At 64.8% G+C, this 25,023-nt stretch carries 27 protein-coding genes and 1 tRNA gene; 13 read left to right on the forward strand and 15 right to left on the reverse strand.

The window, feature by feature from the left end; genetic code table 11:
* Window positions 1-7 precede the first annotated feature (7 nt).
* From JOD97_RS18790 to JOD97_RS18805, 4 genes are all read right to left on the reverse strand, one after another.
* Window positions 8-1,222 (reverse strand): tetratricopeptide repeat protein, encoded by a 1,215-nt coding sequence (locus JOD97_RS18790; RefSeq protein ID WP_209721468.1) that lies wholly within the window; start codon window positions 1,220-1,222, stop codon window positions 8-10.
* Between the two features lie 112 nt (window positions 1,223-1,334).
* Window positions 1,335-2,288: a nitronate monooxygenase family protein gene (locus tag JOD97_RS18795; protein WP_209721471.1), complete on the reverse strand. Its 954-nt coding sequence runs from the start codon at window positions 2,286-2,288 to the stop codon at window positions 1,335-1,337.
* A gap of 270 nt (window positions 2,289-2,558) precedes the next feature.
* Complete coding sequence (locus tag JOD97_RS18800) at window positions 2,559-3,467, reverse strand: MBL fold metallo-hydrolase (RefSeq protein ID WP_209721474.1); 909 nt, start codon at window positions 3,465-3,467, stop codon at window positions 2,559-2,561.
* Complete coding sequence (locus JOD97_RS18805; protein WP_209721477.1) at window positions 3,464-3,703, reverse strand: DUF1289 domain-containing protein; 240 nt, start codon at window positions 3,701-3,703, stop codon at window positions 3,464-3,466. Before JOD97_RS18805 ends, JOD97_RS18800 begins: the two co-directional genes overlap by 4 nt.
* Window positions 3,704-3,789: 86 nt before the next feature.
* Between JOD97_RS18805 and JOD97_RS18810 the strand changes: the two genes are divergently transcribed.
* Window positions 3,790-4,203: a CopG family transcriptional regulator gene (locus JOD97_RS18810; protein WP_209721480.1), complete on the forward strand. Its 414-nt coding sequence runs from the start codon at window positions 3,790-3,792 to the stop codon at window positions 4,201-4,203.
* A 9-nt stretch (window positions 4,204-4,212) separates the two neighbouring features.
* Window positions 4,213-5,502 carry a PHB depolymerase family esterase gene (locus JOD97_RS18815; protein ID WP_229264561.1) on the forward strand — a complete coding sequence of 430 codons (1,290 nt, stop codon included), beginning with the start codon at window positions 4,213-4,215 and terminating at the stop codon, window positions 5,500-5,502.
* 91 nt (window positions 5,503-5,593) lie between these two features.
* Here JOD97_RS18815 and JOD97_RS18820 read toward each other — a convergent pair whose 3' ends face one another.
* A complete protein-coding gene (locus JOD97_RS18820) occupies window positions 5,594-5,785 on the reverse strand; it encodes a cysteine-rich CWC family protein (RefSeq protein WP_209721483.1) in 192 nt (63 codons plus the stop codon).
* 165 nt (window positions 5,786-5,950) lie between these two features.
* On the opposite strand from JOD97_RS18820, the gene argB reads away from it, so the two are divergent.
* Both argB and JOD97_RS18830 read left to right on the forward strand, forming a co-directional pair.
* Complete coding sequence (gene argB, locus JOD97_RS18825) at window positions 5,951-6,844, forward strand: acetylglutamate kinase (RefSeq protein ID WP_090324085.1); 894 nt, start codon at window positions 5,951-5,953, stop codon at window positions 6,842-6,844.
* Between the two features lie 54 nt (window positions 6,845-6,898).
* Window positions 6,899-6,973 (forward strand) — tRNA-Thr (locus tag JOD97_RS18830).
* Window positions 6,974-7,031: 58 nt separating this feature from the next.
* On the opposite strand, the gene JOD97_RS18835 is transcribed toward JOD97_RS18830, so the two are convergent.
* The gene (locus tag JOD97_RS18835; RefSeq protein ID WP_229264562.1) at window positions 7,032-7,949 is read right to left on the reverse strand and encodes a TraB/GumN family protein; all 918 of its coding nucleotides are present in this window, start codon (window positions 7,947-7,949) and stop codon (window positions 7,032-7,034) included.
* On the opposite strand from JOD97_RS18835, the gene JOD97_RS18840 reads away from it, so the two are divergent.
* The 3 genes from JOD97_RS18840 to JOD97_RS18850 are packed head-to-tail and all read left to right on the forward strand — an operon-like array spanning window position 7,948 to window position 11,204.
* Window positions 7,948-8,700: an HAD-IA family hydrolase gene (locus JOD97_RS18840; RefSeq protein ID WP_209721486.1), complete on the forward strand. Its 753-nt coding sequence runs from the start codon at window positions 7,948-7,950 to the stop codon at window positions 8,698-8,700. The genes JOD97_RS18835 and JOD97_RS18840 overlap by 2 nt on opposite strands.
* A gap of 36 nt (window positions 8,701-8,736) precedes the next feature.
* Complete coding sequence (gene slmA, locus JOD97_RS18845) at window positions 8,737-9,312, forward strand: nucleoid occlusion factor SlmA (protein WP_209721489.1); 576 nt, start codon at window positions 8,737-8,739, stop codon at window positions 9,310-9,312.
* An 8-nt stretch (window positions 9,313-9,320) separates the two neighbouring features.
* Window positions 9,321-11,204 carry a chorismate-binding protein gene (locus tag JOD97_RS18850; protein WP_209721491.1) on the forward strand — a complete coding sequence of 628 codons (1,884 nt, stop codon included), beginning with the start codon at window positions 9,321-9,323 and terminating at the stop codon, window positions 11,202-11,204.
* Here JOD97_RS18850 and JOD97_RS18855 read toward each other — a convergent pair.
* Both JOD97_RS18855 and ftrA read right to left on the reverse strand, forming a co-directional pair.
* Window positions 11,201-11,560: a DUF1428 domain-containing protein gene (locus tag JOD97_RS18855; RefSeq protein WP_209721494.1), complete on the reverse strand. Its 360-nt coding sequence runs from the start codon at window positions 11,558-11,560 to the stop codon at window positions 11,201-11,203. The two genes, JOD97_RS18850 and JOD97_RS18855, sit on opposite strands and share 4 nt — an antisense overlap.
* Window positions 11,561-11,629: 69 nt before the next feature.
* A complete protein-coding gene (ftrA, locus tag JOD97_RS18860) occupies window positions 11,630-12,607 on the reverse strand; it encodes a transcriptional regulator FtrA (protein WP_209721498.1) in 978 nt (325 codons plus the stop codon).
* A 217-nt stretch (window positions 12,608-12,824) separates the two neighbouring features.
* Between ftrA and JOD97_RS18865 the strand changes: the two genes are divergently transcribed.
* Window positions 12,825-13,232 carry a rhodanese-like domain-containing protein gene (locus JOD97_RS18865; RefSeq protein WP_209721500.1) on the forward strand — a complete coding sequence of 136 codons (408 nt, stop codon included), beginning with the start codon at window positions 12,825-12,827 and terminating at the stop codon, window positions 13,230-13,232.
* Here the strand turns inward: JOD97_RS18865 and JOD97_RS18870 are convergent, their stop codons facing one another.
* The 5 genes from JOD97_RS18870 to JOD97_RS18890 form a co-directional block, all read right to left on the reverse strand.
* Window positions 13,233-13,841, reverse strand: a complete 609-nt coding sequence (locus JOD97_RS18870; protein WP_229264563.1) for a glutathione peroxidase — start codon at window positions 13,839-13,841, stop codon at window positions 13,233-13,235. It abuts the gene before it with no gap.
* Window positions 13,842-13,945: 104 nt separating this feature from the next.
* The gene (gene gabD, locus JOD97_RS18875) at window positions 13,946-15,400 is read right to left on the reverse strand and encodes an NADP-dependent succinate-semialdehyde dehydrogenase (RefSeq protein WP_209721503.1); all 1,455 of its coding nucleotides are present in this window, start codon (window positions 15,398-15,400) and stop codon (window positions 13,946-13,948) included.
* A 152-nt stretch (window positions 15,401-15,552) separates the two neighbouring features.
* Window positions 15,553-16,395: a PPK2 family polyphosphate kinase gene (locus JOD97_RS18880; RefSeq protein WP_209721506.1), complete on the reverse strand. Its 843-nt coding sequence runs from the start codon at window positions 16,393-16,395 to the stop codon at window positions 15,553-15,555.
* A gap of 35 nt (window positions 16,396-16,430) precedes the next feature.
* Window positions 16,431-18,053: an NAD(P)/FAD-dependent oxidoreductase gene (locus tag JOD97_RS18885; protein WP_209721509.1), complete on the reverse strand. Its 1,623-nt coding sequence runs from the start codon at window positions 18,051-18,053 to the stop codon at window positions 16,431-16,433.
* On the reverse strand, window positions 18,053-19,564 hold the full coding sequence (locus JOD97_RS18890; RefSeq protein ID WP_209721512.1) for a polyamine aminopropyltransferase: 1,512 nt from the start codon (window positions 19,562-19,564) through the stop codon (window positions 18,053-18,055). Before JOD97_RS18890 ends, JOD97_RS18885 begins: the two co-directional genes overlap by 1 nt.
* Before the next feature lie 79 nt (window positions 19,565-19,643).
* Between JOD97_RS18890 and JOD97_RS18895 the strand changes: the two genes are divergently transcribed.
* The 5 genes from JOD97_RS18895 to speD are packed head-to-tail and all read left to right on the forward strand — an operon-like array spanning window position 19,644 to window position 23,194.
* The gene (locus JOD97_RS18895; RefSeq protein ID WP_209721515.1) at window positions 19,644-20,030 is read left to right on the forward strand and encodes a DUF350 domain-containing protein; all 387 of its coding nucleotides are present in this window, start codon (window positions 19,644-19,646) and stop codon (window positions 20,028-20,030) included.
* Window positions 20,031-20,067: 37 nt separating this feature from the next.
* Window positions 20,068-21,123, forward strand: a complete 1,056-nt coding sequence (locus JOD97_RS18900) for an SPFH domain-containing protein (protein ID WP_209721518.1) — start codon at window positions 20,068-20,070, stop codon at window positions 21,121-21,123.
* Between the two features lie 9 nt (window positions 21,124-21,132).
* The gene (locus tag JOD97_RS18905; RefSeq protein ID WP_209721522.1) at window positions 21,133-22,626 is read left to right on the forward strand and encodes a DUF4178 domain-containing protein; all 1,494 of its coding nucleotides are present in this window, start codon (window positions 21,133-21,135) and stop codon (window positions 22,624-22,626) included.
* Complete coding sequence (locus JOD97_RS18910) at window positions 22,623-22,796, forward strand: hypothetical protein (protein ID WP_209721525.1); 174 nt, start codon at window positions 22,623-22,625, stop codon at window positions 22,794-22,796. Before JOD97_RS18905 ends, JOD97_RS18910 begins: the two co-directional genes overlap by 4 nt.
* The gene (gene speD / locus JOD97_RS18915; RefSeq protein ID WP_209721528.1) at window positions 22,793-23,194 is read left to right on the forward strand and encodes an adenosylmethionine decarboxylase; all 402 of its coding nucleotides are present in this window, start codon (window positions 22,793-22,795) and stop codon (window positions 23,192-23,194) included. The genes JOD97_RS18910 and speD overlap by 4 nt, the downstream gene beginning before the upstream one ends.
* A 4-nt stretch (window positions 23,195-23,198) precedes the next feature.
* On the opposite strand, the gene JOD97_RS18920 is transcribed toward speD, so the two are convergent.
* Both JOD97_RS18920 and JOD97_RS18925 read right to left on the reverse strand, forming a co-directional pair.
* Window positions 23,199-23,396, reverse strand: coding sequence for a hypothetical protein (locus tag JOD97_RS18920; RefSeq protein ID WP_209721531.1), 198 nt, complete (start codon window positions 23,394-23,396; stop codon window positions 23,199-23,201).
* 156 nt (window positions 23,397-23,552) lie between these two features.
* Window positions 23,553-24,887 (reverse strand): sugar MFS transporter, encoded by a 1,335-nt coding sequence (locus JOD97_RS18925; protein ID WP_209721534.1) that lies wholly within the window; start codon window positions 24,885-24,887, stop codon window positions 23,553-23,555.
* Between the last annotated feature and the right edge of the window lie 136 nt (window positions 24,888-25,023).

Below are 25,023 nucleotides of genomic sequence, written 5' to 3' on the forward strand. Positions count from 1 at the left end.
CCCCGCCCTACGGCTGCAATCCCCACGTATCGACGAATTTGCGGATACCGTTGGGATGCGCGGTCTTCCACGCCTCGAACTCGGGGCGGTAGGATTCCTTGTAGCGCAAGATCAGCAAGCCCGCCTCCAGCTGGTCCGCTTTGGCCAGCTCCTGCATCGCGACCAGGCCTGGATCGGTCAGCGCCTCTCCGCCATTGGCGACGATCTCAGTGGCCGCTTTCATCGCCCCCTCCCACGTCGCCAGCTCGATCGCGAACGGCGTGCTGGCGGTATGGTCGTCGCGGTCCTTGACGCGGATGTTCGCTTCCTTCAGACCCAGCATCAGCCAAGCCCCGCCATCGGCCGTTTTCTGCTCCCCGGGGCCGCCGCTGAACGTCGAATCAAGATTCACCGTCGGCTTGCCGGTGGCCGCGTCGAGCGTGGCGCTGGCCTTGCGCACCAGTCCCAGAGGCTTGAGCGGCGTGCCGGCGGCGGCGCGCACGCGGGCCAGTTTGTCCCAGTTGGGCATCTGGCTCGGTTGCGCGGCGATGCCGTTGAACAGCGCTTCCTCGCCGGCTTCGCGCTTGCCCTGCGAGAGCAGCGCGTCCGCCAGGAAGCGCCAGCCCTGGCCATTGAGCGGCTCGATCGTCACGCCCTTGCGGAACATCTGCTCGGCCTCCGGCCATTTTTTCTGCGCGTAGTAGCAATCGCCGGCATAAATCCAGGGGGCCGAATAGAGCGGATCGGCCTTCGCCGCGAGCATATATTTTTCGCGGGCCTCGTCGAATTTTCCGGCGACGAACAGCTGTTCCGCCTCGGACGACAGCCTGGCCGCTTCCGGCGTCGGCGCGTGCAGCGGCGCCGGCTTTTCCTCGGCCAGCAACCGCAGCACCTCCTGCGCGATGGGGTCTCGGGAATCGAGCTTCAAGGCCTGTTGCGCCAAGCCCTCGGCCTGCGCGCGCATGGCCGCTTTTTTATCGGCATCGGCGGCAACCGACAAGGTGTAAATAAGACTGGCGAGTCTCGACGTCGGCTGCGAGGACGCCGGATCGGCCTTGCCGGCCGCGTAATAGCTGCGCACCGCGTCCGCGTACTTCCGCTGGGTCATCAACTTATCGCCTTCCTGCGTCAGCGCGCTGGCGGCCTCGTTGATCGGCGCTTGCGCCGACACGCTGGCCGCGCAGCATAGCAGCGCCAGCGACAGCGACAGGGAGAGTGACTGGGACAGGGTGCGCAACTTCATCGTTCGATCCAATATTTATGGCAATATTGGATTTATTATAATTGTTTTTGATGGCCGTGCCATCGTCATTCGGCTGGCATCCGGCGCTGGCGACAACTGCCGCCAGCACCAGTTACAGAGCCAAACGCGCGCGCGCCGCGTCGTATTCGGCCTTCAGGCGCGCCACCATCTCGGCGGTGGTCGGCACGTCGTCCATCAGGCCCACGCCCTGGCCGGCGCCCCAGATGTCGCGCCACGCCTTGGCGCTGCCGGAACCGAAATTCATCGCGCTCTTGTCGGCCTGCGGCAGCGCGTCCGGGTCCAGGCCCGCGTTGACGATGGATTTCTTCAGGTAGTTGCCATGCACGCCGGTGAACAGGTTCGAATACACGATGTCGGCGGCGGCCGATTCGACGATGGCGTCGCGGTAGGCGTCGCTGACGTTCGATTCCTTGGTCGCCAGCCAGCGCGAGCCGATGTAGGCGAAGTCCGCGCCCATCGCCTGCGCGGCCAAAATCGCGTCGCCGCTGGCGATGGCGCCGGACAGCGCGATCGGGCCGTTGAAGAACTTGCGCACCTCGCCCACCAGCGCGAACGGCGACAACGTGCCGGCATGGCCGCCGGCGCCGGTGGCGACCAGGATCAGGCCATCGACGCCCGCTTCCAGCGCTTTTTCGGCGTGGCGGATCGAGATGATGTCGTGCATGACGATGCCGCCGTAGCTGTGGATCGCGTCCAGCATCTCCTTCGGCGGCGCGCGCAGCGACGAGATGATGATCGGGATCTGGTGCTTGACGCAGACTTCCACGTCGTGCGCGAGGCGGTCGTTCGATTGGTGGACGATCTGGTTGACGGCGATCGGGCCGACGCGCTTGCCCGGGTTGGCGGCCTGGTAGTCGGCCAGTTCGTTTTGCAGGTCGGTCAGCCAGACGTCGAGCATTTCCGCCGGCCGCGCGTTCAGCGCCGGGAAGGAGCCGACGATGCCGGCCTTGCACTGCGCCGCCACGAGCGCGGGGCCGCTGGCGATGAACATCGGGGAGGCGATAACGGGAAGTGAAAGATTTTGCAACGCTGCAGGCAGGGCCATGGCGAACTCGCTGACGTAAGTTGATCGGAGTGTAAGGTCTCGGGGATTATAGACCGGAAATAGTACGATCGTGCCAAAAATAGGTGGTGGGCTCTAGAAGTTTTCCGGGGCCGGTGGCGGCGCGCGGCGGATTACGCGCTGCGCGCTAATCCGCCCTACCGTGGATCACGGGTTGGTCGAAATCAGAACCGGGATCGGCGCCCGAAAGATTGCCGGGGAGTCACGTAGGGCGGATTAGCGCAGCGTAATCCGCCAGGCTCCGCCAGCGGCTCATGTATTAAGTAAGTACTCACCCTCAACGCGCGCCGCCAAACCCCGCACCAATTGGCTGGTCGCCCATGCGCCCAAGGCTTCCGGCGTCTGCTTCAGAAAGCGCGCGTTGGCGGTCTCGAACACCGGCATCGCCACCAACAACGCCGGCACCTCGGCCAGCGCGATCCGCTGCCGCTCGAGCAGCAAGAACTTCAGCAGCACCTTGATCGCGTTCTGCGCGTTGCGCACCGGGTCGGCCTCCAGATACGCCAACCGCGACCTGGCCCGCGCCAGCGCGCCCGCCACATCGTCGAACGGCCTGCCGTGGCCCGGTATCACCAGCCGCACATCCAGGCCCGCGATGACATCGAGCGTGGCGCGCGCCTCGGCGAACCCCGATTCGCCATCGAGCTCCGGGAAGATCACGCCGAAGCCGTTCTCCCACAGCGCGTCGGCCGACACCAGCACGCGCTCACTCGGACAGTAAAAAATCAGCGAATGCGGATCGTGCCCCGGCGCGCCCAGCGCCTGCCATTCCATGCCGGCCAAGGTCAGCACGTCGCCGGGGGCGATGGTGGCGTCGAAGCTGAATCGTTCGCAGCGCTGGCCGGTGGCCTTGAAACTGAGCGCGTCGACATCCCAGTTCGCCACTTTGTCCGCCTCGGCGACCGGAATGGCGACCCGGCTGCCGTAATGGGCCTGCAGCGTGGCGTTGCCGCCGCAATGGTCGGAATGCAGATGGGTGTTGATCACCTGATCAAGTTGACGGTCTTGCAACGCGTGGCGCACCAGCGCCAGCGTTTGCGGCGCGTGGGTCAGATAACCGGTGTCGATCAGCGCCGTGTCGTCGCGCCCCGACAACAGCACGTTGTTGGAGGACAGCCAGCCCCGCTCGAACACCTGGATCGAGGCCGGCAGCGCCTTCATGCCAGGAAATCGTCGTCGAAACGGACAGTCAGCTCGCGCTCGCGGATCTCGGCCCAGACGCCGCGCTTGTAGTCGTCGTCCGCCTTGGACCAGTTGACGATCTCGTCGATGGTGCGCAGGCACCCCATGCAATAACGGCGCTCGGCGTCCATCTTGCACAGGCTGACGCACGGCGACGGCACGGGTGTGGCGGATTCGGGAGCTGGGGGCGCGGCTAAGTTAGTTGGATCACTCATGGCCACATTATGAACCGAACGCGCTTGACTTGGGGACTGCGAAGCCTATACTACCATCCATGTAGATGGTAACCGGATGGAGACGTATGGCTAAGCAAGAATTAAAACTGAAGACCGCCGAGTCGGAAAAGATCACGATCAACCTCGGTCCGATCGACCTGGGGCAGATCGATTTGCTGGTGCAGGAGGGGTTTTACTCCAATCGCACCGATTTGATCCGCACGGCGATCCGCAATCAGTTAAACGAGCACGCCGACGTGGTGAAACAAACGGTGGCGCGAAAAAGCCTGGTGCTCGGAATGCAACACTACACCCGCTCCGATCTTGAAGCGGTGCAGGCGGCCGGCCAGCGGCTGCAGATACAGGTACTTGGTTTGGCCAGCATTGCCAGCGACGTTTCGGTCGAACTGGCGCTGGCGACCATCGATTCGATTTTCGTACTCGGTTCGCTCCACGCCAGCGCGGTGATCAAAACCGCATTAGCCCAACGAATCCACTAAAGGACAGCTATGAAACTACCATTCATGTCGAGCGTGCGCGGTGCCGCGCAAAAGCTTATCAACAAAGGCGCCACGGCGGCCGTGCGGAAGGCCATGGAAAGCATGGTCGAACTGCAGCAAAAACAGCAGCAGCAACGCGCCGCCGGGCCGCAGCCGGCATCGGCGTCGGCATCCCAACCGGCATCGCAACCCCATATGCGTGACATTAACCCGCCACCCGAATACGTGGCGCCGCGCTCAACCCCGGATGCGGCGCAACCGCGCGCCGAGTCGGCGGCGCCCCCGCAGCAAGACAGCGCGCCGGCCAGCCCCCCCAACCCGGCCACGAATCCGACCGAATACGCGCAGGACATGCTGAACCGCATGGGCATCAAGATCGATCTGCAAGCCAATCTGCAGAGTAATTTCAGCATGGACTTCGGTTCGATGATGAATACAACGCCGGCCGCGCCGCTGCCGGAGGGCGCGAAGTTCATCAGCGGCAGCTATACCAACCACGCCGGCACCCGTAATTACAAGCTGTATGTGCCGTCCACCTACACCGGCCAGGCCATGCCGCTGCTGGTGATGCTGCACGGCTGCACGCAGAATCCCGACGATTTCGCCGCCGGCACGCAGATGAACCAGGTGGCCGAGGAGATGGGCTGCTTCGTCGCCTATCCGGAGCAGACCTCCGGCGCCAACCACTCGAAGTGCTGGAACTGGTTCAACGCCATCGACCAGCAGCACGGCCAGGGCGAGCCGTCCATCATCGCCGGCATCGCGCAGCAGATCATCGACGAATATCCGGTCAACGAGCGCCAGGTGTACGTGGCCGGACTGTCGGCCGGCGGCGCGATGGCGGTCATCGTCGGCACGCTGTATCCGGAGCTGTTCGCGGCGGTGGGCGTGCATTCGGGCCTGCCGTTTGCGTCGGCGCAGGATCTGCCGTCGGCGCTGAGCGCCATGAAGCGCGGCGCCAGCACCTCGCGCAAGGCGGGCAACGGTTCGCAGCCGATCATCGTGTTCCACGGCGATAACGACACCACGGTCAACCCGCGCAACGGCGAGCAGGTGATCGAGCAGCGCCTGCACAGCCACAAGGGATCGCCGTCGATCCAGTCGGGCAGCGTGCCGAATGGCCACCGCTATACGCAGACGACGCACACCAAGGCCGACGGCACGCCGCTGGGCGAGCATTGGGTGGTGCACGGCGCGGGGCACGCGTGGTCCGGCGGCAGCGCGCATGGCACGTACACCGACGCCAAAGGCCCGGACGCCAGCCGCGAGATGCTGCGCTTCTTCCGTAACGTCAGCTAGGCTTCGGATCCACGTAGGGCGGATTAGCGAAGCGTAATCCGCCATGCATGCGCCGTCGACGGCTCAACGATGGCGGATTACGGCGTTCCGCCTAATCCGCCCTACGTGATTCGGCGATGTGCTGCTTCAGGCATTCCGGGCACCAGCAACTGGCGCCCGGCGCCGACGGCACCGGCACCGACGCCGGCAAATACGTGCACCAACACGGCTCGGCGGCCTTGGCGGGATCGGCATCGGCCATCGCGCACGAGAATTGGGCACCACAACGCGAGCAGGTACTCATATGGCGGCAAGTTGGCTGGTCATGCGGGTCAGCGTATCGGATGATCTCGGAAAATACAACCGGATAGCCCTATAATGCCTAACTGATCCCAGCCCCAGGCTGTAAAATTGCACAAAATTTTTAACCGGACTCGCCATGACCCAACTGACTAACCTTAACTTAGGCATGAATGACGACTTGACCGCGGTCTCCCCGCAGATCAAGGCGCAGATCCTGGCTGAGGCCCTGCCCTACATCCGTAATTTCCATGGCAAGACCATCGTCATCAAATACGGCGGCAACGCGATGACCGACGAGCGCCTGAAGCACGGCTTCGCCCGTGATGTCATTTTGCTCAAACTGGTGGGCATGAATCCGGTCGTGGTGCACGGCGGCGGTCCGCAAATCGACAACGCGCTGAAAAAAATCGGCAAGCAGGGCACCTTCGTGCAGGGCATGCGCATCACCGACGAGGAAACCATGGAAGTGGTGGAGTGGGTCCTCGGCGGCGAAGTCCAGCAGGACATCGTGATGCTGATTAATCACTACGGCGGCCAGGCCGTGGGCCTGACCGGCAAGGACGGTGGCCTGATCCGCGCCAAGAAGATGGCGATGCCGGACAAGGAGAACCCGGGCCAGTTCCTCGACATCGGCTTCGTCGGCGAGATCGACGCCATCAACCCGGCCGTCGTCAAGGCGCTGCAGGACGATGCCTTCATCCCCATCATTTCGCCGATCGGTTTCGGCCAGGATGGCCAGGCCTACAACATCAACGCCGACGTCGTCGCCGGCAAAATCGCGGAAATCCTGAAGGCCGAAAAGCTGATCATGATGACCAACATCGCCGGCGTTCAGGACAAACAGGGTAATCTGGTGACCGACCTGTCGGCGCGCGAGATCGACGAGATGTTCGCCGACGGGACGATTTCCGGCGGCATGCTGCCTAAAATTTCATCAGCGCTGGACGCGGCGAAGTCCGGCGTCAACACGGTCCACATCATCGACGGGCGAATTGAACACTCTTTATTGCTCGAAGTGTTGACCGAACAGGCTTTTGGAACTATGATCCGGTCTCACTGAAAAAACGGCGATGCACTTTTAGCCGCGTTTTTGAGTGCATCGTCATACCAGTACGCCCTTTTAGCTCAGTGGTAGAGCACTCCCTTGGTAAGGGAGAGGCCACGTGTTCAATCCACGTAAAGGGCACCATCGCTTCTCGCACCACCCTTCCGCAGTACCCCTCCCCGCAGCACCTCCCACTTGTAATTCAATAAATACGCTCCACCGTCATGCCGCGTTGGCGCAGCAGTTCCGGCACGCTGCCCTTGCCGATCAAATGCAGCACGCCGATCGCCGCCACACTGTTGTTTTCACGCGCCATCAGCTTGGCCATGCCGTCGGCCAGCGCCGGATTGCGCCCGTCCAGCAGCACCTTCTGCACGAAGCGGCCGGAAAAGCTGTCGTCCTGCTCCGCCTTGGCGGCCAGCGCGTCGAGCGCCTTGATGTCGGCGTTGCGCCAGGCCTCGGCGATCTCGCGCGCCTGGTTGGCCTGCTCCTTGTCCTCGATGCCGGCGATGGTCTCCTGCAGGAACAGCAGCTGCTCGGCCGCCGGCAGGTTGCCGAAGAGGCCCATCTGGGCGTCGGGCGATTCCAGTTCGACCACTTTCTGTCCCCGCTCGTGCGCCTGCCTGGCCAGGTGCGCGTCGACAGCCTGCTCGGCGTCATAACCCTGGCTGGCGAATTCGCTCACCGTCAGCACGCTGGCGAGCAGCCATGGCTTCATCGCCGCCACGGTCTGCGGTTCGATCTTGTACTGCTTGAGCAGGCGGTCGAGGCGCCGCCGCCATTCCGGCGACAGGGCCGGCGCCGCCGCGCCGGGACCCACCAGCCCGAACTTGCGCACCGCCAGCGCCAGTTTTTGCGGATCGCCCAGGGGATCGATTTCCAGCGCCAGCACCGGCGCCTGCTTCAACGCGCCGGCCACGCGCGGCTCGAGCGGAAAAAAATCCTTCGAGCCGACGTGGATGGTGCCGAACAGGTATAGCGCATGTTCGCCGTTGCGCACCTTGAACAGCGCGCCGCGGTTGGGCGCCCGCTCCTGGCCCGCCATCTGGTCCGCCGCCCACGCCGGGCCGAGGGCAAAGCAGAACAAACTGCAGAACATCACTATAATCTGGCGTCGCATGGCTTCCTTTGTTGAATGGTCTCCCGTGAATATTACCCGTAACTCACCAGTGTGGTTGTTCGATCTCGACAACACACTGCACAACGCCTCCCACGCCATCTTCCCGGCGATCATGGCGAACATGAACGTCTACATCGCCAGGGTGCTGGGCGACGGCGTGACGCCGGCCGGCGAGGACGCCGTCAACGCCGCGCGCACCATGTACTGGCGCCGCTACGGCGCGACGATACTGGGACTGGTCAAGCACCACGGCGTGCTGCCGGCCCACTTTCTGCACGAGACCCACGCCATCGCCGGCCTAACGGAGATGATCCGCGCCGAGCGCGGACTGCGCCAGCTGATGCGCCGCCTGCCCGGGCGCAAAATCCTGCTGACCAACGCGCCGCACCGCTATTCGACACAGGTGCTGCGCCATCTGGGCCTGCAGCGCGAATTCGGCCACCACGTGTCGGTCGAGTCGATGACGGTGCACCGCCAGATGCGTCCCAAGCCATCCAAGCTGATGCTGCGCAAGCTGATGCGCCGCCATCGCCTCACGCCCGAGCGCTGCATCCTGGTCGAGGACACGCTGGCCAATCTGCGCAGCGCCCACTCGCTCGGCATGCGCACCGCGTGGATCACCCAGTACCTGACCATCGGCGACACGGCCGGCCTGGCGCATCCTCAAAAAAGGTTAATTCGCCCCGCTTATGTCGATGTCAAAGTAAAATCTGTCAGGAATCTGCCGGCGCGCCTGCATCATCTGCGCTGATCCACCTCTTTTACCGACACCTACCCGCGAGATCACATGGCAAGCACACCGCCGGGCCAGCGCCGCATGGAAATCCTCCGAGCGCTGGCGGAGATGCTGGAACAGCCCAAGGGCGACAAGATCACCACGGCCGCGCTGGCGCGCAAGCTCGAGTTTTCCGAGGCCGCGCTGTACCGGCATTTCGCCAGCAAGGCGCAGATGTTCGAGGGGCTGATCGAATTCATCGAGTCCACCGTCTTCGGCCTGATCAACCAGATCGCCGAACGCCAGGGCGACGGCCAGACGCAGGCGCGCGACATCGTCGCCATGCTGCTGCAATTCGCCAGCCAGAATCCGGGCATGACGCGGGTGCTGATCGGCGAGGCGCTGGTGAACGAGGACGAGCGCCTGCAACTGCGCATGAACCAGTTCTACGACCGCGTCGACCTGGCGCTCAAACAGGCGTTGCGGCAATCGGTGGCCGAGGGCCAGGCGCACGAAAACGAGGTGCAGGCGCGCGCCGGCATGCTGACCAGCTTTGTCATCGGACGCTGGCACCGCTACGCCAAGAGTGGATTCAAGCACAACCCGTCGCAGGACGCGCCGCTGCAGATCGCGCTGCTGTTATCGTAAATGGACCAATGAACGCCGAATGTTTCGCACTGCTGGACGATGCCAGCCCCGGCGCACCCGAAGACGCGCCGGAGTCGGACGCCCGTTCGCGCCTGTACACCGGCCATCTGGGCACGCTGCGCTGCCACGACATCGGCCAATGGCCGCAAGTGCTCGAACAGATGCGGGCGGCGCTCGCGCGCGGCGAATACGCCGTCACCCTGTGCGCCTATGAGCTGGGCGCGAAACTGCTCGATATCGGCGCCTCCGCCACCGCGCCGGCGGCCACGCCGCTGGCGCCGCTGGCGCAAATCCTTCTGTTCAAGCACTGCGCGCGGCTGACCAACGCCGAAGTGCGCGACTGGCTGGCGGCGCGCTCGTTCCCGGTCGACCGGCCGGCCGGCGTCGCCAACATCCGCGCCAACATCGACCGCCGGGCCTTCGACGCCGCGCTGGCGCGCATCCACGACTACATCGAGGCCGGCGACACCTATCAGGTCAACTACACCTACCGGCTGCGCTTCGACGCCTTCGGCGGCATCCACGCGCTGTACGCGCTGCTGCGCGGACGGCAGCCGGTGCCCTATGGCGCGCTGGTGGGACTAGAGGACGGCTCGGCCATCCTGTCGCTGTCGCCGGAGCTGTTCGTGCGCCACCAGGACGGCGTGCTGACGGCGCGGCCGATGAAGGGCACCGCGCCGGCCGCGCCGCCGGCGCAGGCGGCCGAGAACATCCTGCGCGCCACCGTGCTGGCCGCCGATCCGAAGAACCGCGCCGAAAACCTGATGATCGTCGACCTGCTGCGCAACGACATCGCGCGCATCGCCCGCACCGGCAGCGTGAAGGTACCCGCACTGTTCGAGGTCCACCGCTACAGCAGCGTGCTGCAAATGACGTCGACCATCACCGCCGACCTGCGCGACGACGCCACGCTGGGCGACATCTTCGACGCGCTCTATCCGTGCGGCTCGATCACCGGCGCGCCCAAGCGCCGCACGATGGAAATCATCGGCGAGCTGGAACCCGACCCGCGCGGCATCTACACCGGCGCCATCGGCTGGTTCGACCCGGGCAAGGAGGGCAAGGTCGGCGACTTCTGCATGTCGGTGCCGATACGCACGCTGGCGCTGCAGGCGCCGGACGGCCTCGCCGGCGTGTGCCGGGGCGAGATGGGCGTGGGCGCGGGCATCGTCTTCGACAGCGACGCCGCCGCCGAATACGCGGAATGCCAGCTGAAGGCGCGCTTCCTCACCGGCCTGAAAAACGACTTCGAGATCTTCGAAACGATGTACGCCACGCCCCAGGTCGGCGTGCGCCACCGCGCGCGGCACCTGGCGCGGCTGGCCGCGTCGGCCGCCTACTTCGGCTACGCGTGGGACGCGGCGGCGGCCAATGCCTATCTGGACACGGCCTGCCACATGCTGGCGGACGACGCGCACCAGCCGCCGCCGGCCGGCGGCGCCTACCGCTTGCGGCTGGCGCTGGGGCCATCGGGCGCGTTCTCGGTGCAGCACGCGCCGCTGGCGCCGCTGACGCAACCGGTGCGCGTGCTGCTGGCCGACGACGCCACCGCCTCGGGCGACCTGTTCCTGCGGCATAAAACCAGCATCCGCGCCCGCTACGACAACGCCTGGCGCGACGCCGAGGCCCAAGGCGCCTTCGACACGCTGTTCTTCAACGAGCGCGGGGAGCTGACCGAGGGCGGACGCAGCAGCGTCTTCGTGCGCGTCGACGGCCGCTGGCTGACGCCGCCGCTCGCGTGCGGCGTGCTGCCCGGCGTGATGCGCGCCGTGCTGCTCGACGATCCGGAATGGAACGCGGGCGAGGCGGTGATCACGCGGGCCATGCTGGAGCGGGCGCAGGACATCGTCGTCTGCAACGCCCTGCGCGGCGCGATGAAGGCGACGCTTTAAAGATCGACGATCATCTCGAAGCCGCCGTAAATCATGCGCTTGCCGTCGAAGGGCATGGTTTTGGGGTCCATGTATTCGGCCAGGCGCGGGTCTTTCATGACTTTTTCGTTGATTTCGTCGCGCTTGGCGCGCGATTCGTAGACGATCCAGGAAAACGCCACCACCTCGTTTTCCTTCAGCTGCACGCTCATCGGGAATGACGTGACCTTGCCGGGCGGCACATCGTCGCCGATGTTCTCGCGGAACTCCAACGCGCCGTACTCCTTCCACACGGCGCCGCAGGCCAATGACATTTTTTTGTACGCTTCGACGTTCTCTTTCGGTACCGGAATCACAAATCCATCGACATATGCCATGACTGTCTCCTGGTTATTAGTTGAACAACCAGATTAGTCAACTAAACGGCCGATGACAAGCGATACACCTTAGGCGGTATCAAGGTATTGGCGATTAACGTCACCGAAGCGTTTTCGATAGGCGCCCGGCGTGGTCGCGGCCAGCCGGCGGAAATGATGCCGCAACGATTCCTCCGAGCCGAAGCCGGCCTTCTCGGCGATCTGCGCCAGCGGCACGTCCGGCACCTCCAGCATTTCCTTGACGATCGCCACCCGCTCGCGGATCAGCCATTCGACCGCGCCCAATCCCGTTGCCTGCTGGAACTGCCGCTGCAAGGTGCGCGGACTCATCGCGGCGCGTTCGGCCATGCTGGCCACCGTGTGCGGCAGCTCCGGGTGGCTGCGCAGCCAGTCCATCAGCTTCGACAGCCTGCCCTGCTCGCCTTGCGCCATCGGCCGCGGCAGGAACTGCGCCTGGCCGCCCTCGCGGTGCGGCGCCACCACCAGCCGCTGCGCCACCAGATTGCCGATACGGGCGCCGTGGTCGCGCCGCACCACGTGCAGCAGCATGTCGAGCCCGGCGGCCGAGCCGGCGGCGGTGATGACCTGGCCCGTGTCGACATATAGATGGTCCGGCTGCACGTCGATGCGCGGATAGCGCAGCGCCAACTTGTCGGCGTAGCGCCAGTGCGTGGTGGCGCGCTGGCCGTCCAGCACGCCGGCGGCGGCCAGCACGAAGACGCCGGAACAGATCGAGCACAGGCGCGCGCCCCGGCGGTGCGCCGCGCGGATCAGGTCCAGCAGCGCCGACGGCGGCGCTTCGTCGGCGTCGCGCCAGCCGGGGATGACGATGGTGTCGGCCAGCGCCAGCAATTCCGGCGCGTACGGCGCCTGCACGGTGATGCCGCCGGCCGCGCGGATCGGCCCCGGCTCGACGGCGCAGACGGCGAAGTCGTACCAGTCGACGTCCAGCTCCGGACGCTCGAGGGCGAACAGTTCGACCGTGCAGCCGAACTCGAAGGTGCATAGCCGGTCGTAAGCCAGCGCGACAACGAGATGTTTTTTCATGGCGCAATCTTAACGCAGAATGGCCGATGCGCCACTGCCGGCGATGGCAGCGCACGCCCACAATAGCGTCAATCACCAATGAAACACGAAACCAACACGGAACCACGTAGGGCGGATTAGCGAAGCGTAATCCGCCATGCCCGCGCCCCGTTGGCCCACGCAAAGGCCGATCACGACGTTCCGCCCCATAAAACCGTCATCGAAAAGGAGATCCCAAATGACCGAAAAATCCCTCGTCGCCGCCATTCCGGCCGCCGCCAGCCCCGCCGCCCTGGCCCACTTCGAAGCGAGCTTCGCCTACGAAACCGATTGCTGGGACGTGCACGACGCGCTCGCCGGCGGCAAGCCCGATTTCGTGTTGTTGGATGTGCGCGGCACGGAGAAGTACGCGGCCGGCCACGTGCCCGGCGCGCTGGATCTGGCGCACCGCAAGATCATCGGCTCCAAGCTGGCCGAATTTCCCGAGGACACGCTGTTTGTCGTCTATTGCGCCGGCCCGCACTGCAACGGCGCGGCCCGCGCCGCCGTGCGGCTGGCGCGCCTGGGGCGCCCGGTCAAGCTGATGGCCGGCGGCATCACCGGCTGGCTCGACGAGGGATTCACCCTCGCCACCGGGCCGAACTAATTACATCGCCAGCGCTTTTTCCACCGCGCCGACCAGTTGCTTGTCGTCCGGTTTGACTTTGCTGCCGAAGTTATCCACAACCTTGCCGTTGCGGTCGATCAGGTACTTGTGGAAATTCCAGGCCGGCGCCTTGCCGGTCGCCTTGATCAGGTTGGCGAACAGCGGATTCGGCTCCTTGCCCGACACCACCGACTTGGCGAACATCGGGAACTTGACGCCGTAGGTGTTGTAGCAGAAATCGGCGATCTCCTTGCTGCTGCCGGGTTCCTGCTGGCCGAAGTCATTGGACGGGAAGCCCAGCACCACCAGCCCCTTGCTGCCGTACTTGGCGTACATCGCCTCCAGGCCCTCGTACTGGTTGGTGAAACCGCAGTACGACGCGGTATTGACCACCAAAATCACCTTGCCCGCATACTGGCACAGGTCCTGCGGCGCCTCGTCCTGCAAACGCTTGAAGGTTTGCTTGAGGATGGCCGGGCAATTGGCCGGCGCCGCCGTCGCCGCCGGCGCGGTTCCCGCCGCGACGGCGGGGGCTTGCGCGAACGCGGACGCGCCCGCCAACAAGGTCAGCGAGGAAACTAAGCACAACTGGGCAATTGTCTTGGACATGGTGGGGGCCGAAAAGAGTAAAAAAATCATTCTATGCCAAACCGCCGCAACTTGCCGGAAGGGCATGCGAAATCGCCATCACACGCATGCCCGGCCGCCTCCCGTTAAATGCCTCCGAGGCAGATGTACTTCACCACCAGGTACTCGTCGATGCCGTGGCGCGAGCCCTCGCGCCCCAGGCCGGATTGCTTGACGCCGCCGAATGGCGCCACCTCGTTGGAGATCAAGCCGGTGTTGACGCCGACCATGCCGCTTTCCAGCCCCTCGGCCACGCGCCAGATGCGGCCGATATCGCGCGAGTAGAAATAGCTGGCCAGGCCGAATTCGGTGTCGTTGGCCAGCGCGATGACTTCCTCGTCGGTCTTGAAGCGGAACAGCGGCGCCAGCGGCCCGAAGGTCTCCTCAGTGGCGACCATCATGTCGCTGTTGATGTCGGCGATGACGGTCGGCTGGAAGAAGCTGTGGCCCAGCGCGTGGCGCTTGCCGCCGGTGAGCAGACGCCCGCCCTTGGACAGCGCGTCGGCCACGTGCTGCTCGACTTTTTCGACGGCCTTCTCGTCGATCAGCGGGCCTTGCGTCACGCCTTCCTCGACGCCGTTGCCGACCTTGAGCTTTTCGACGGCGGCCACCAGTTTCTTGGCGAATTGTTCGTAGACGCCGTCCTGCACGTACAGGCGGTTGGCGCACACGCAGGTCTGGCCGGCGTTGCGGTACTTGGAGGCGATCGCGCCTTCGACGGCGGCATCGAGGTCGGCGTCGTCGAACACGATGAACGGGGCGTTGCCGCCCAATTCCAGCGACAGTTTTTTGATCGTCGGCGCGCTCTGCTCCATCAGCAGCCGGCCGACGGCGGTCGAGCCGGTGAAGGTCAGCTTGCGCACGATGGGGTTGGACGTCATTTCGCCGCCGATCTCCTTCGAGGAGCCGGTCAGCACGCTGAACACGCCGGGCGGCACGCCCGCGCGCCCGGCCAGCTCGGCCAGCGCCAGCGCGCAGTACGGCGTCGACTCGGCCGGCTTGAGCACCATCGGGCAGCCCGCCGCCAGCGCCGGGCCGGCCTTGCGGGTGATCATCGCGATCGGGAAGTTCCACGGCGTGATGGCGGCGCACACGCCGATCGGCTCCTTGGTCACCAGCAGGCGGCGGTCGGGCCACGGCGAGGCGAGCGTCTCGCCGGCCACGCGCTTGGCCTCCTCGCCGAACCATTCGATGAACGAGGCGCCGTAGGCCACCTCGCCGCGCGACTCGGCCAGCGGCTTGCCCTGCTCGGCCGTCATCAGCAGCGCCAGGTCGTCGGTGTTTTCCAGGATCAGGTCATTCCACTTGCGCAGGATGGCGGCGCGCTCCTTGGCGGTCTTCTTGCGCCAGGCCGGCCAGGCGGCGTTGGCGGCGTCGATGGCGCGTTTGGTTTCGGCCGCGCCCATCCGCGGCACGGTGCCGATTTGCTCGCCGGTGGCGGGATTGGTGACGGGATGGGTCTCGCCGTTGTCGGCGTCGCTCCAGGCGCCGTTGATGTAGGCTTGCTGGCGCAGCAGTGTGGGGTCTTTCAGTTGCAGCATCGGTAGTCCTCCTCATGCAAAGAATGACTATGCCACAGACCGCGCGGACGTGTTTTTACGTTGACGGGATGCCGGATTTTAACCCGCACCGCGGTCGAAGGGGTCGTACCCCGCTGGGTACGACCCCGGTGGCCGGGGTGAGGGTTTGCCTCTCACACTACGGTGAACGAGGACAGGTCCGGGTGCGGCGGCGGGAAGCTCAGGTCCATGCCCTCGAGCGTCTCCAGCAGCAGGCTGGCGATCACCAGGTTGCGGTGCGTCTTGGAGTTGGCCGGCACGATGTACCACGGCGCGTGTGGCCGGTCGGTTTCGCGGATGGCCTGCTCGTAGGCGCGCTGGTACTCGCCCCATTTCTTGCGCTGTTCGATATCGGTGGGGGCGAACTTCCACTGTTTGTCCGGATCGTCCAGACGCTCCTGCAGGCGCTCGCGCTGCTCTTCCTTGGAGATGTGCAGGAATACCTTGACGATGACGGTGCCGGTTTCGGCCAGCATGCGCTCGAAATCGCGGATCTGCGCGTAGCGGCGCTTGCACTCCTTGTCATCGATCATGCCCTGCACCTTGGTGATCAGCACATCCTCGTAGTGGCTGCGGTTGAAGATGGCGATCTGCCCCTTGACCGGCACGTGCTGGTGCACGCGCCACAGGTAGTCGTGGGCCAGTTCCTCGTCGGTCGGCGCCTTGAAGGCCGCCGCGCTCACGCCCATGGGGCTAACGCCGCTGAACATGGCGCGCACCGTGCCGTCCTTGCCGGAGGTGTCCATCCCCTGCAGCACCAGCAGCACCTTCTGCTTGCGCTGCGCGTACAGCATGTTTTGCAAGGCGGAGATGCGCTTGATCAGCGCGTCGGTGCGCTTGATGTCGAGCGCCTTGCCCTTGGATTTGCTCAACTCGGGATTGGCGGCGCGGCTGGAGAAGGCGTGGTCGCCGGCGTCCTCCTCGCGCAGTTTTTGCTTGGCGGAGGCGCGGAAGTGCTGGCGGGCGTTATGGGTCATGGCGTCGATTCGGTTTATATGGTTTAGCTAGAATATCATTTCGCCGCCAGTTCGGCTGCGCGGTAGCCCCACCATGCCGCCTCCTCGAACACCGAGAAGCCCGACAGGTCGGCGTGCGCGAACAAAATCGGGCCGTCGGCCTCGCGCAAGGCCTTCATGCCGGCGTTGGCGCGGAAGTTGGGCAATGGCGCCGCCATCGCGTGGCCGCGCAAGGTGATGTCGACCCGCTCGACGCAGGACGCGAACTGCGATCCGTACGCCGTTTTGAGGTCTGCGCTGGCCAGCGCCAGCAGTTCCTCCGGCTTGGCGTCCATCATCCAGTGGCGGGCGCTGGCCGGCTTGCGGTCCGATAGCGCGACGTAGGCGCTGAAGACGGTCTTTTCCGGCGGCCGCACGCGGATATCCTGATGGGTGGAGACGACAAAGCCCAATCCCGGCTCGCTGTAGACGACGTTATCCCACGACAGCGGCGGCGAGTGCGGTCCCTCCTGCAGCTCGCGCGGAAAACGCTTGAGCAGGAAGTTGGCGACCATCCACGGCGCATATTCGGGGATATGCCTGGCCGGATCGAAACCGTAGGCGGCGATGTTATCCACAACCCGCGCGGCGACATACACCGGCATCGCGCAGATAGCCTTGCGCGCCCGCACCAGATAGGTCGACGGCTTGCCGCCTTCGAGCTTGAAGCACAAGGCCTCGACGCCATCCGCCGTCTTCTTCAGCGACACCACGGTGCCGGCCATGCGCTTGACGCCCGAGGCGCGCTCGATGCCCGTGGCCAGCGGTTGCAGGCCGCCCGGCCATGTCAGCCAGGCGCCGTTGCCGGCGTTGGCGGCCTGTCCCCAGCGGCTGCAGTAGTAATGCAGGCCGGCCCAAGCCGAAACCTTATCGTAGCGCGTGCCGTAGTCGTCGCGACAGCAGTAGTTCAGATACCAGTGCAGGGTCGGCGAGCGGTAGCCGCTTTGCTCCAGCCATTGCTTGAGCGTGATGCGGTCCAGCGCCTGCCACTGCGGGTCCTCCGACGACATCACCGTCGGGAAGACGAACACGCGCCGGCCGTCGGCGCCGTGCGTCCGCCGCAAGCGCTCCACTTCGGCGAAGAAGCGCGTGTGCTCGTCGATCTCCCATTGCGGCACGCCCTCGGTCGGCATGAAGCCCTCCTGCCACTGGCCCTTGTACAGCAGCCGTTCCTCCGGCGCGTGCAGGATGAAGCGCTCGTCGTAATAGGGCTTCTCGCCCATCGGGTCTTTTTGGATGATGCCCAGATCGGCCAGGATCTCGCGCACGTGCACCGACTCCGGCGACGGCAGCGGCAGGTAGTGGGCGCCGGTCGGATATTCCAGGTCGCCGAACGCGCCGCCGGCGGCGTTGCCGTGCGGTTGCGGGCCGTCGATCATCAGCATGTCGGCCTTGCCGAGCTTTTTGAGCTTCCACGCGGCGGTCAGCCCGGCGATGCCGGAACCGAGGATGGCGACATCGGTGTGGACAACTTGCGACGGCGGTGGCAACGCGCGGCGGTCGCGCAGAAAGTGGCCTTCGTCGCGGCCCGGGTAATGCACCGCCGGCGTGATCTCCTGCCAGCGCTGGAAGCCGGCCACGCTACCCGCCGCCGCCAGGCCGGTGGCGCCGGCCCACACGAGAAAGGATCGGCGCAGCATCAGCGTATCACCCGGCGCCAGTCCTGCTCGAATTCGTGCACCAGCGACTGCGTGTTGAGCCGGTTCGGCGCCATCGGCAGCGGCTTCATATCCGGCGGGAAGATGAACATCTCGCGCGTGGTGTCGGCGTTCAGGTAGCGCATCGGCAAACGGTACTCGGCGGGCGGCTGGTACTGCGCCTGGGGCGTGGCGAGAATGAAGCCCCATTCGCCGAACGACGGCACGTAAGCGTGGTACGGATAGGTCTTCATGCCGACTTCGCGCAAGGTGGCGTCGATGGTCCAGTAAGCGTGCGGCGCGAAGAACGGCGACGTCGATTGCACCGTCATCAAACCGTTGGCCGCCAGGTGTTTGCGCACCATGCCGTAGAACGGCACCGAATACAGCTTGCCCAGCGCGAAACTGGATGGATCGGGGAAGTCGACGATGATGGCGTCGAACATGTCGTCGTTATCGCGCAGCCACAGGGCCGCGTCGGCATTGACGACTTTCACCCGCTTGTCGGTCAGCGAGCCGCCATTGAGCTTGACCAGCTCTTCGCGCCTGGCGAAGGCGCCCGTCATCGCCGGGTCCAGATCAACCAGGGTGACATGCTCGATGTTCGGATAGCGCAGTATCTCGCGCAGCGCCAGGCCGTCGCCGCCGCCCAGCACCAGCACCCGCTTCGCCCACGGCAATGGCTGCAGCACCGGATGCACCAGCGCCTCGTGGTAGCGGTACTCGTCGCGCGACGAGAACTGCAGGTTGCCGTTGATGTACAGGCGCAGATCGTCCTTCCAGCGCGTGACGACCAGCCGCTGGTAGGGCGTGGTCGTGGCGAAGACGATTTCGTCGCCGAACAGGCCATGCTCGCCCCAGTAGGTGAGCTTGTCGGCGGAGGCGAAGCCGCACACCAGCACGAACATCACGGCCGAGGCGCGCAGCATGCGGCCGGTGACGTTCTTGAGCTCTGTGCGGAAGGTCCGAATTGTCCACAGGGCGACGCCGACGTTGAGCATCCCGAACAGAAAACCGGTGCGCACCAGGCCCAGGGTCGGCGCCAGCACCAGCGGGAACAGCAGCGACACCGCCAGCGCGCCCAGGTAATCGAAGGTCAGCACCTTGCTGACGATTTCGCTGAAACCCGTCTGGCGCGCGTTCAGCGCGCGCATCACCAGCGGCACCTCCATGCCGACAAAGGCGCCGATCAAAAACACCATCACGTACAGCATCGTGCGGAACGGCGCCGCCATCCACGAAAAAGTCAGGAACAGGATCGCGGCCGAAATGCCGCCGACCAGGCCGACCGCCAGTTCGATGTCGACAAAGCGCGCCAGCACATCCTCGTCGAGCACATATTTGGAGAGGTGGGCGCCGACGCCCATGGCGAACAGGTAGCAGCCGATCACGGTGGAGAACTGCAGGATCGAATCGCCCAGCAGATAGCTGGACAGGGCGCCGGCGATTAATTCGTAAGCAAGGCCACATGAAGCGACCACAAACACGGACAATATAAGAATCTTTTTGTTCATTTGGCTCTTTTGCACTAATATGCTTCAGCGTTAGTATCTTAACCACAGGTTCAACACTTTACCCCACTGAGAGCGCGCCGTGCCCGCCATCCTAAACTATCTGATTCACCTTTTATTGGCCGCCTTGCTGCTGGCGGCGTTTTTTGTCGTCTACACGCGCGTGACGCCGGCCAACGAGGTGCTGCTGATCCGCCAGGGCAACCAGGCGGCCGCGCTATCGCTCGGCGGTGCGCTGATCGGTTTTTCAATCACCGTCGGTTCGGCGCTGATGCATACTGCGAACTACCAGGAGTTCTTCGCCTGGGCCTTCGGCGCGATGCTGGTGCAGGTGCTGGCGTATGCCATCACCACGCGGGTGCTGAACATGTCGAAGGACCAGATCGAGGGGAACAACGGCGCGTTCGGCGGCCTGCTGGGCGCGATCTCCATTTCCATCGGCGTTATCAACGGCGCCTGCATTTCCTAATTCAAGTGTAGTTTTACCCAACAGAGCGAGGACCATCATGGGCATCGGCAGCTTTATCAAGAAGCAGTTTATCGACGTACTGCAGTGGAACGAGGAAGTCGACGGCGTACTGGCCTGGCGCTATCCGATGCAGGATTTCGAGATCCAGAACGGCGGCGTGCTGGTGGTGCGCGAGTCGCAGATGGCGGTGTTCGTCAACGAGGGCCAGGTCGCCGACGTCTTCGGCCCCGGCACCCACAAGCTGACCACGCAGACCCTGCCCGTGCTGACCAACCTGAAAAACTGGGACAAGCTGTTCGATTCGCCGTTCAAGTCGGACGTCTATTTTTTCAGCACCCGGGTGCAGACCGGCCGCAAATGGGGCACGCAGCAACCGATCACGATCCGCGACAAGGACTTCGACATGGTGCGCGTGCGCGCCTTCGGCATGTATTCGTACCGGGTGGCCGATCCGCGCCTGTTCTTCAAGGAGATCAGCGGCACGCGCGAAGCCTACACCCGCGACGAGGTCGAGGACCAGCTGCGCGGCATCCTGATGGCGACCATGGCCAGTTCGCTGGGCGGCGCGCAGGTGCCCTTCCTCGACATGGCGGCCAACCAGGCGCTGATGGCGCAGCAGGTCAAGGGCGATCTGACGACCGCGTTCGGCCGCTACGGCATCGGCCTCGATGAATTCAACGTCGCCAGCGTCAGCCTGCCGGAGGAGCTGCAGGCCGCGCTCGACGAGCGCATCTCCGCCGGCATGAAGGGCGGCATGAGCGCCGACAAAATGGCCGGCTTCACCCGCTACCAGGTGGCCAGCGCGATTCCGATGGCGGCGTCGAACGAAGGCGGCCTGGCCGGCATCGGCGCCGGCCTGGGCGCCGGCATGACGGTCGGCCAGGTGATGGGACAGGCCTTGGGCCAGACCATGGGCGGCGCGCCAGCGGCCGCGCCGGCGGCACCGGCCGCGCCGGCGGCACCGGCCGCGCCGGCCGAGGATTCCATCGAAGCGCGTTTGGAAAAGCTCAAAGGACTGCTCGACAAGGGCCTGATCTCGGCCGCCGACTACGACAGCACCAAGGCCGAACTGCTGAAAAAACTGATCGGCTGATAAGGACACATGCAAATCGTTTCCTGTCCCAGCTGCGGCGCGGAGGTCAAATTCCGCTCGCACGCCTCGGTCATGGCCGTGTGCGAATTCTGCGGCACCAGCGTGCTCAAAGACGCCGACTCGGTCAAGGACCTGGGCAAGATGTCCTCGGTGCTGGAGGACTATTCGCCGATCCAGATCGGCGCCTCCGGCGTTCTCGGTAAGCGGCAGTTCAACGTCGTCGGCCGCATCCAGCTGCGCTATTCGGCCGGCATGTGGAACGAGTGGTATCTGCTGTTCGACGACGGCGCCACTTCTTGGCTGGGCGATTCGTCCGGCATCTACACGATCACCGCCGAATACAAGGGCAACGGCATCACGCCCCACGAAATCAACGTACCGGAGTTCGAACGGCTGCGGCCCGGCGCCAGCTACGGCATCAACGGTGCGCCTTACATCGCCGCCGAGGTCCGCGTGGCCGATTGCATCGGCGGCCAGGGCGAGCTGCCGTTCAAGGTCGGCGAGGGCTATCAGAGCAAGGTCGCCGATTTCCGGCGCGGCGCGGAATTCATCACCCTCGATTATTCGGACTCGCCGCGCCCTGTGATTTATACCGGCGCCGCCGTCACGCTCGACAGCCTGCGCATGCAGCTGCTGCGCGACGACGACGCGATCCAGCGTTCGGCGCGCCGCTATCGGGGCAAGCTCGATGCGCTCGATTGCCCTTCGTGCGGCAGCGCCATCAAATATCTGCCGGGCGTGACGACCACGCTGGTCTGCCCCGCGTGCCAGACCAAAATCGACGCGGCCAGCCCGGAGGCGATCGTGCTGGCAGCGGGCGAACGGGTGACCGCCGCGCGGCCGACCATCGATCTCGGCGCCACCGCCAACATCAACAAACAGGACTTCACCATCATCGGCATGATGCGGCGCATGGACGACGAGGGCACCGAGTGGACCGAGTACCTGATGTACGGCGCGCGCGCCGGCTTCTCGTGGCTGGTGGAGACCGACGAGGGCTGGTCCGGCGCGACCGTGATGTCGGAGTGGCCGGTCGTGTACGCGCCGGGGCAGCAAAGCGTGGCCGTGGAAAACGCGCAGTACGAGCGCCTGTACGACTACGGCTCGCATGTCACCTTCGCCGCCGGCGCCTTCAACTGGCGCGTGGCCGTCGGCGACCGCACCCACGTCGAGGAATTCCAGGCCGGCCAGATCCGGCTGGCGTGCGAGACCAGCGACCAGGAAATGACATGGTCGCGCTCCGCGCCGGTGGCCGTGGACCAGCTGAAGGCCTGGTTCGGCGAGCAATTCCACGGCCGGGCGACGCCGGCGAAGACGGCGGATAACAAACCGTTCGTCAACAACCGCTACCGCAACGCCGCCAAGTACATCATCGGATTCATGCTGGTGATCAACGCGATACCGCTGCTGACGAATTTTTCCGGCACGTGGTTTATGAATGCGATCGGCGCGCTGGCGATCTACCTGCCGGCGACTTTTTTAGATAGCAACGACAAATCATGACGAAATTTTTCATTTATGCGCTCGTCGTCACCGTCCTCACCTCCTGCAACAGCTGGACGCGGCTCGGCGGCGGTGGCGGCAGCGGGTACCGGGGCAGCACCTGGAGTTCGCACACGGGCGGCGGCGGCGGCAGTTTTGGCGGCGGCTCCGGCGGCGGGGGCCACAAGTGAAGCGCGAACCGCTACCGGGCGCGACTGTGACGCCGCCGGCGGTCCACCAGCCGGCCGGCCTCCACCTGCTGGCCGACCTGAACGGCATCGATGCTGAAAAATTATGCAATGGCGAGGCGTTGGAGCGCTTGCTGCGGGCGGCGGCCGAGGCGGCGCATGCCCATGTTTTGCACAGCCACTTTCACGGATTTGGCGAAGGCCAGGGCGTGACCGGGGTGGTGTTGCTGGCCGAATCGCATATCTCGATCCACACCTGGCCGGAGTGCGGCTTTGCCGCGGCCGACATCTTCATGTGCGGCAGCGCGCAGCCTGAGTTAGCGCTCACCATCATCGAAAGCGCGTTGAACCCTGCCTCCCGCGAGATCAAGACGATCCGGCGCGCGCCGCCCGGGTACTGACGGATCAGTTCATCCTGGCCGCGCTCTGGCTGGCGGTCATCGGTTTCAACGGCACATCGGCGATTTTCAACATGCCGGGCACCTCGGCGATCGCGCTGTGCGGAACAGCCGCCGAAGTCTGCAATGCCTGCCGGCCCTCCCCCATTCCAGACGCGCAGCCGGCCAATCCCAGCAGCGCCAGCAAACCCAATGCTGTTTTCATATCATTTCCTATTTGGAATTAGTTTTGCACTTCTACCCATTGCAAGGCAAAAGTAACAATACCCGATTACAAGCAGGATAGGTCGCACAGCACGCCGGTAACCAAAAATAAATTGGAAATTAGCAACAACATGGCCTGGACAACAACTAGCAACAACTAGCGCCAAGCGCGTATCGTGTGGCCTTTGACGGCGTAGAAGAGGATCAATGCGTAGCAGGGCAACATCAGCCAGTAGGCGGTCTGCGAATTGCCGGCGTCCGCCAGACGGCCATACAACATCGGCATCACCGCGCCGCCGGAGATCGCCATCACCAGCAAGGCCGAGCCGCTGGCGGTGTACTTGCCCAGCCCCTGCAAGGCCAGCGGCCAGATCGCCGGCCACATCAGCGCGTTGGCCAGGCCGAGCAGCGCCAGGCACATGACGGTGTCGGGCACCGCCGGCACGCCGGCCCAGCCGAGCAGTACGTGCGACAGGCCGTGCGAGCTGCTAGAACTGGTCACCACGCCGGCGGTGAAGACGAGGCCGGCAATCGCCGAGCACACCAGCGCCTTTTGCTGCGACAGGTAGCGCGGAATGGCGACCACGCCGATCAGGTAGCCGAGCACCATGCAACCCATCGTGTACGAGGTCAGGATGCCGAAGTTGGCCACCTTCAGGTCGCGGCCGTACAGCCCGATGGTGTCGCCGGCGATCACTTCCACGCCGACGTAACAGAACAGCGCGATGACGCCCAGCACCAATTGCGGGAACTGCAGCACGCCGGCGCGGTTGACGGGCAGGTCGGCGGTCTCCGGCTCGGCCGGGATATCGGGCAGCCGCGAAAAGTGCACCAGCACCATGATGGCGAACAGCGCCACGGCCATGCAGGCATACGGGAAAACCAGCCGCTGCGACAGCGTCGCGCGCGCCGCGTCCCGGCCGGCCGCGTCCATGGCCGCCATGGCGGCGTCGGAAAAGCCGCCTATGCCGTCGAGCATCAGATGGGAAAACACCAGCGGCACCACCACGCCGGCGCCCTTGTTGAACAGGCCCATGATGCTGATGCGCATCGCCGCGCTTTCGCGCGCGCCGATGCAAACGATGTAGGGGTTGATGGCGGTTTGCATCAGCGTCATGCCGCTAGCCAAGGTGAACAGCGCCGCCAGGAACAGCGCGTAGTGCGTGCTTTGCGCGGCCGGGATGAACAGCAGCGCGCCGACGCCCATCACGCCCAGGCCGATCGTCATGCCCTTTTTGTAGGCCATCCTTTTGAGGATGGCGGCCGACGGCAGCGCCATGACCGTGTAGGCGATGTAGAAGGCGAAGGTCACCCACAGCGCCTGAAAGCTGTTGAGGCCGCAGACGATTTTGAGGAAGGGAACCAGCGAGCCGTTCAGCCAGGTGACGAAGCCAAGGATGAAGAACATCAGGCCGACGAACAGCATCGCGGTCACGACGTCGCGTGTCGCGCCGACGGGGTGGCTGTCACTGTTCTGGCGGGTCAGCTGCATAGTTTTCTCCGATTGTCGATATTTCATGCTAACAGCCGCATGAGTCCGACGCCAGCGGTTCGCCGCTGGCGGGGAGAAACTTCCAAGTGCTTGATTTTGATGGTGAATGCTGAAACCCGCCGGCCCGCGGGCTTAC

This window comes from Duganella sp. 1411 (genome assembly GCF_017833525.1).
Taxonomy (GTDB): domain Bacteria; phylum Pseudomonadota; class Gammaproteobacteria; order Burkholderiales; family Burkholderiaceae_D; genus Rugamonas.

Coding starts and splice junctions, on each gene's coding strand:
- JOD97_RS18790 (WP_209721468.1), bottom strand. CDS start 1,222: ATGAAGTTGCGCACCCTGTCCCAGTCACTCTCCCTGTCGCTGTCGCTG.
- JOD97_RS18795 (WP_209721471.1), bottom strand. CDS start 2,288: ATGGCCCTGCCTGCAGCGTTGCAAAATCTTTCACTTCCCGTTATCGCC.
- JOD97_RS18800 (WP_209721474.1), bottom strand. CDS start 3,467: ATGAAGGCGCTGCCGGCCTCGATCCAGGTGTTCGAGCGGGGCTGGCTG.
- JOD97_RS18805 (WP_209721477.1), bottom strand. CDS start 3,703: ATGAGTGATCCAACTAACTTAGCCGCGCCCCCAGCTCCCGAATCCGCC.
- JOD97_RS18810 (WP_209721480.1), top strand. CDS start 3,790: ATGGCTAAGCAAGAATTAAAACTGAAGACCGCCGAGTCGGAAAAGATC.
- JOD97_RS18815 (WP_229264561.1), top strand. CDS start 4,213: ATGAAACTACCATTCATGTCGAGCGTGCGCGGTGCCGCGCAAAAGCTT.
- JOD97_RS18820 (WP_209721483.1), bottom strand. CDS start 5,785: ATGAGTACCTGCTCGCGTTGTGGTGCCCAATTCTCGTGCGCGATGGCC.
- argB (WP_090324085.1), top strand. CDS start 5,951: ATGAATGACGACTTGACCGCGGTCTCCCCGCAGATCAAGGCGCAGATC.
- JOD97_RS18840 (WP_209721486.1), top strand. CDS start 7,948: ATGGCTTCCTTTGTTGAATGGTCTCCCGTGAATATTACCCGTAACTCA.
- JOD97_RS18835 (WP_229264562.1), bottom strand. CDS start 7,949: ATGCGACGCCAGATTATAGTGATGTTCTGCAGTTTGTTCTGCTTTGCC.
- slmA (WP_209721489.1), top strand. CDS start 8,737: ATGGCAAGCACACCGCCGGGCCAGCGCCGCATGGAAATCCTCCGAGCG.
- JOD97_RS18850 (WP_209721491.1), top strand. CDS start 9,321: ATGAACGCCGAATGTTTCGCACTGCTGGACGATGCCAGCCCCGGCGCA.
- JOD97_RS18855 (WP_209721494.1), bottom strand. CDS start 11,560: ATGGCATATGTCGATGGATTTGTGATTCCGGTACCGAAAGAGAACGTC.
- ftrA (WP_209721498.1), bottom strand. CDS start 12,607: ATGAAAAAACATCTCGTTGTCGCGCTGGCTTACGACCGGCTATGCACC.
- JOD97_RS18865 (WP_209721500.1), top strand. CDS start 12,825: ATGACCGAAAAATCCCTCGTCGCCGCCATTCCGGCCGCCGCCAGCCCC.
- JOD97_RS18870 (WP_229264563.1), bottom strand. CDS start 13,841: ATGTCCAAGACAATTGCCCAGTTGTGCTTAGTTTCCTCGCTGACCTTG.
- gabD (WP_209721503.1), bottom strand. CDS start 15,400: ATGCTGCAACTGAAAGACCCCACACTGCTGCGCCAGCAAGCCTACATC.
- JOD97_RS18880 (WP_209721506.1), bottom strand. CDS start 16,395: ATGACCCATAACGCCCGCCAGCACTTCCGCGCCTCCGCCAAGCAAAAA.
- JOD97_RS18885 (WP_209721509.1), bottom strand. CDS start 18,053: ATGCTGCGCCGATCCTTTCTCGTGTGGGCCGGCGCCACCGGCCTGGCG.
- JOD97_RS18890 (WP_209721512.1), bottom strand. CDS start 19,564: ATGAACAAAAAGATTCTTATATTGTCCGTGTTTGTGGTCGCTTCATGT.
- JOD97_RS18900 (WP_209721518.1), top strand. CDS start 20,068: ATGGGCATCGGCAGCTTTATCAAGAAGCAGTTTATCGACGTACTGCAG.
- JOD97_RS18905 (WP_209721522.1), top strand. CDS start 21,133: ATGCAAATCGTTTCCTGTCCCAGCTGCGGCGCGGAGGTCAAATTCCGC.
- JOD97_RS18910 (WP_209721525.1), top strand. CDS start 22,623: ATGACGAAATTTTTCATTTATGCGCTCGTCGTCACCGTCCTCACCTCC.
- JOD97_RS18920 (WP_209721531.1), bottom strand. CDS start 23,396: ATGAAAACAGCATTGGGTTTGCTGGCGCTGCTGGGATTGGCCGGCTGC.
- JOD97_RS18925 (WP_209721534.1), bottom strand. CDS start 24,887: ATGCAGCTGACCCGCCAGAACAGTGACAGCCACCCCGTCGGCGCGACA.